General features: G+C 35.2%; 3 protein-coding genes. All 3 read right to left on the bottom strand.

Annotated features, from left to right (window positions below; all coding sequences use genetic code 11):
* Window positions 1-207 precede the first annotated feature (207 nt).
* Window positions 208-765, bottom strand: coding sequence for a hypothetical protein (locus JR312_RS06300; RefSeq protein ID WP_007302667.1), 558 nt, complete (start codon window positions 763-765; stop codon window positions 208-210).
* Window positions 766-947: 182 nt separating this feature from the next.
* Window positions 948-3,059 carry a DNA translocase FtsK gene (locus JR312_RS06295; protein ID WP_264330409.1) on the bottom strand — a complete coding sequence of 704 codons (2,112 nt, stop codon included), beginning with the start codon at window positions 3,057-3,059 and terminating at the stop codon, window positions 948-950.
* Window positions 3,060-3,338, bottom strand: a complete 279-nt coding sequence (locus tag JR312_RS06290; RefSeq protein ID WP_214250092.1) for a YggT family protein — start codon at window positions 3,336-3,338, stop codon at window positions 3,060-3,062.
* Between the last annotated feature and the right edge of the window lie 252 nt (window positions 3,339-3,590).

Genomic DNA, 3,590 nt, shown 5'->3' with positions numbered 1-3,590 from the left:
TCTTCCTGTCAATGGTCTTCCTTCTCGTATAGATGACAGGATATTTGTTTCTAATTCTTTATAATCTACCAAACCAGTAGTTCTATTTGCTTGACTCATATCAAACCTCCATTTTTTATATCAATTTATTACTTTTTTTTTCGGTTTGACACACTTTTTTGAACGTTCCCGTTACAAATTTTACGTAACACCCTTTCAAGAAGAGCATTACACTCTTCCTTGCTGTAAGTTATTCTTCAGTTTTTCGGTATCATTCACATTATTAAACTTTCCGCTTGGCATATCTTGAGACAAGTCGTTTTTCTTCTCTTTATCAAGCTTAACTCCCTGATAGATACAGAATGCAACAAAACTAGTTACAGCTATTGCAGCAACAGCACTGACTATGGCACAAGTTAGTATTGCTTGTTCTTGTCCCCCTACCATGTCTGCAAATGTTTCTACTTTTTCTTCTAAGCCTGTAAATTTTTCTTGCAAGCCGCTTAAGTGCTCTTGCATAGCTTGAAACTGCTCAGTACCAATCTTGTCTTCTAATGCACCAAAAACTTTTTCAAACTGCTCAACATCTATCTTTTGAGCTTCTTGCCACTCTTTTAATGCACTAAATACCTCTTCAAACTGTTTAGCATCTATCTTTTGAGCTTCTTGCCATTCTTTTAATGCGCTAAATACTTCTTGAAACTTTTTAGCATCAATATTTTGACTTTCCTGCAATGCTGTTACATCCGATTTATCAAAACCGAATACAAATTTGGTTATACCCATTTTTAACCCCCTAGCTAATTAATATATTACTATTGTACGTTTTTAGTAGTTAATTTAGTATTAAACACTATATAACTGGGATCCAATAAGAAATATCTGGTCATGCGCTGGAACTTTTGAATTCCAGTTATGCAAGAGATCTATTGATCTTAGAAATAACTTTCCTTGGTTTAAGTTAAGGGTTATTCCACCAATATCTCTCTCTTTCCTGAGTAACTCGGAGCACTGACAATACCTTCTTTCTCCATTCTTTCAACAATATTTGCAGCTCTGTTATAGCCTATTCTAAGTTGCCTTTGAATGTAACTAGTTGAAACCTTTTGATCTCTCTGAATGATGGCCACTGCTTGCTTGTATAGATCGTTCTCTTCATCTTCTGTTTCACCTTCTGATTCCGCAAAAGAATTTTCATCTTCTCGAGTGATTTCCTCCATGTAGTTTGGCTCACCTTGCGTTTTCAGATGATCAACTATATTTTGCACCTCATCATCACTTACAAATGGACCGTGAACTCGAATAATCTTGCCACCAGAAGCCATATAAAGCATATCACCCATACCAAGCAATTGTTCAGCTCCTTGTTCACCAAGTATTGTACGGCTATCTATCTTAGAAGTAACAGCAAAACTAATTCTCGTTGGAAAGTTTGCTTTTATCACACCTGTTATCACATCTACAGACGGACGTTGCGTTGCCATTATGATGTGTATTCCTGCAGCACGAGCCATCTGAGCTAAACGTTGAATAGAGCATTCTATATCTTTGCCAGCAACAAGCATTAAATCTGCCATTTCATCTACAATCACCACAATATACGGAAATGTCTCCATTTTAAGTGGTATTTTTTCAAATAAAGGTTTACCCGTTGTTGAGTTAAACCCAATCTGTACAACACGTTCCAATTCTATTCCGCTATTCATCGCTTCTGTAATTTTTTGATTATAGTTTATTACATTCCGCACATTTAAATATGACATCATACGATAGCGATTTTCCATCTCTTTCACGATCCACTTAAGAGCAATAACAGCTTTTTTTGGCTCTGTTACCACTGGTGTTATTAGATGCGGTATTGCATCATATATTGAAAGCTCAAGCATTTTTGGATCGATCATTATCATCTTGCATTCATCAGGACTTAGTCGATAAACAAGCGACAGAATCATCGTGTTAATTGCAACCGACTTACCTGACCCTGTAGTTCCGGCAACAAGCAAGTGGGGCATTTTAGTCAGATCTGCAATAACTGGTTTTCCGCTTATTTCCTTGCCAAGCGCAATTGGAAGATTTAAGTTTGCATTTTGGTATTCTGGCGATTCAAGTAAATCACGCAGCATTACAATCTCTCGCTCCTTGTTTGGCAATTCTATTCCCATGGCATTTTGTCCACGAATTATTGAAATACGTGCAGAAAGTGCACTCATTGAACGTGCAATATCATCTGCAAGACCAATCACTCTTGCAGATTTTGTACCTGCTTGTGGTTCAAGTTTGTATAAAGTCACAACCGGTCCATAACATACACTTATAATTTTTCCTTGCACGCCAAAATCACTCAGCACCTGTTCGAGCAGAGATAAATTCTTATTGCTCTCTAATGCATTCAACTGTTTTCTCTGCATAGATTCTTCTACTTTAGAAAGTAAGTGAATGCTTGGAAACTCAAACTCGCTAGAAGGTGGTTTAAAAATCTCTTCGGTAGCTTTTTTCTGTCTTTCTTTTGGTTGTTGTCTAGTGGTTCTATATTTTCCCTCTATTACTAATGGTGCTATTGAATAATCAGTAGTTTTACGTAACCTGAAAAACAGAAACTTTGCAAAAAAGGAAGCTATTTTTTTGCATAGGAAAAGTAAAGAATAAACTGTTCTCTTCCAACCAACCAACCCTACAACACCTATTGATGCTACTACTGTGAATATGTAAAATGGGCAGTGGTCAATTAGAGCATTACCGACTATTCCACCGTGCATGTATCTAGCAGTAATGCCAAGCGAAAGTTGCGACAATATAGCATATATTGCTACATTGATTAACGTTAGGTAGATAATTTTCAGCAATGATGCTCTGAAAATTAAAAAGTAAACTATGGTTGTAGCTATTGTAATACTAGCGAGTCCAAGAAATTGAACCAATATATCAGCTAAATATGAACCTACTACTCCGCCCAAATTTGTTACTTCCTGATTTGTAGCTGTATTTAAGGATGGATCTTTATAATTATAGCTAAAAACCGATATATATATATACATTAATAGTGACAAGTATATCGCTGATTTTAGCTGTTTTTTTAACATCTACTTAAAGTAATAAGTAATTGTATATTTTACAAAGTGAATTGCTATTATCAATATCATCACGGATAAATCTAATCCATTGAATGGTTGTATATACCTTCTGATAACCTTTAGTGGAGGATAAGTGAGTCTGTTTAAAGTTTGCATTATGCTGCTTACAATCTCATTATACATGTTAACTACATTCAATTTAATCAACAAATCGAGAGCAACTGAGCATATTAGAACGAAGCTGTAAAGATCAAGTAAAAGGTTAAGTAAGTATATGATTGGATGCATATTACTAATTTATACTAAAGTCTATTATGTGTAGTGATATGTATAAAATCAAGCCCCACAATAATTTTTATGCTGAAATAGGTGTAAACAATAAGCTATAAGATATTATACCGGGAACGTTCAAAAAAGTGTGTCAAACCGCATTTTCAATTCAACTCAATTTTTAACCTACCAGGAAAAAAGATATCAAGTTGAGACATAGTTAAAGCCCAATTAGGCAAAGCAGTAATCCACTTTTGCTCTACCTTTTTT

It is taken from the genome of Wolbachia endosymbiont of Nasonia giraulti, assembly GCF_048054155.1.
In the GTDB taxonomy this organism is placed as follows: Bacteria; Pseudomonadota; Alphaproteobacteria; order Rickettsiales; family Anaplasmataceae; genus Wolbachia; species Wolbachia pipientis_C.
Note: the sequence above shows the minus strand (reverse complement) of the source record. Positions and strands in the feature narration are given on the sequence as shown.

Coding starts and splice junctions, on each gene's coding strand:
- JR312_RS06300 (WP_007302667.1), bottom strand. CDS start 765: ATGGGTATAACCAAATTTGTATTCGGTTTTGATAAATCGGATGTAACA.
- JR312_RS06295 (WP_264330409.1), bottom strand. CDS start 3,059: ATGTTAAAAAAACAGCTAAAATCAGCGATATACTTGTCACTATTAATG.
- JR312_RS06290 (WP_214250092.1), bottom strand. CDS start 3,338: ATGCATCCAATCATATACTTACTTAACCTTTTACTTGATCTTTACAGC.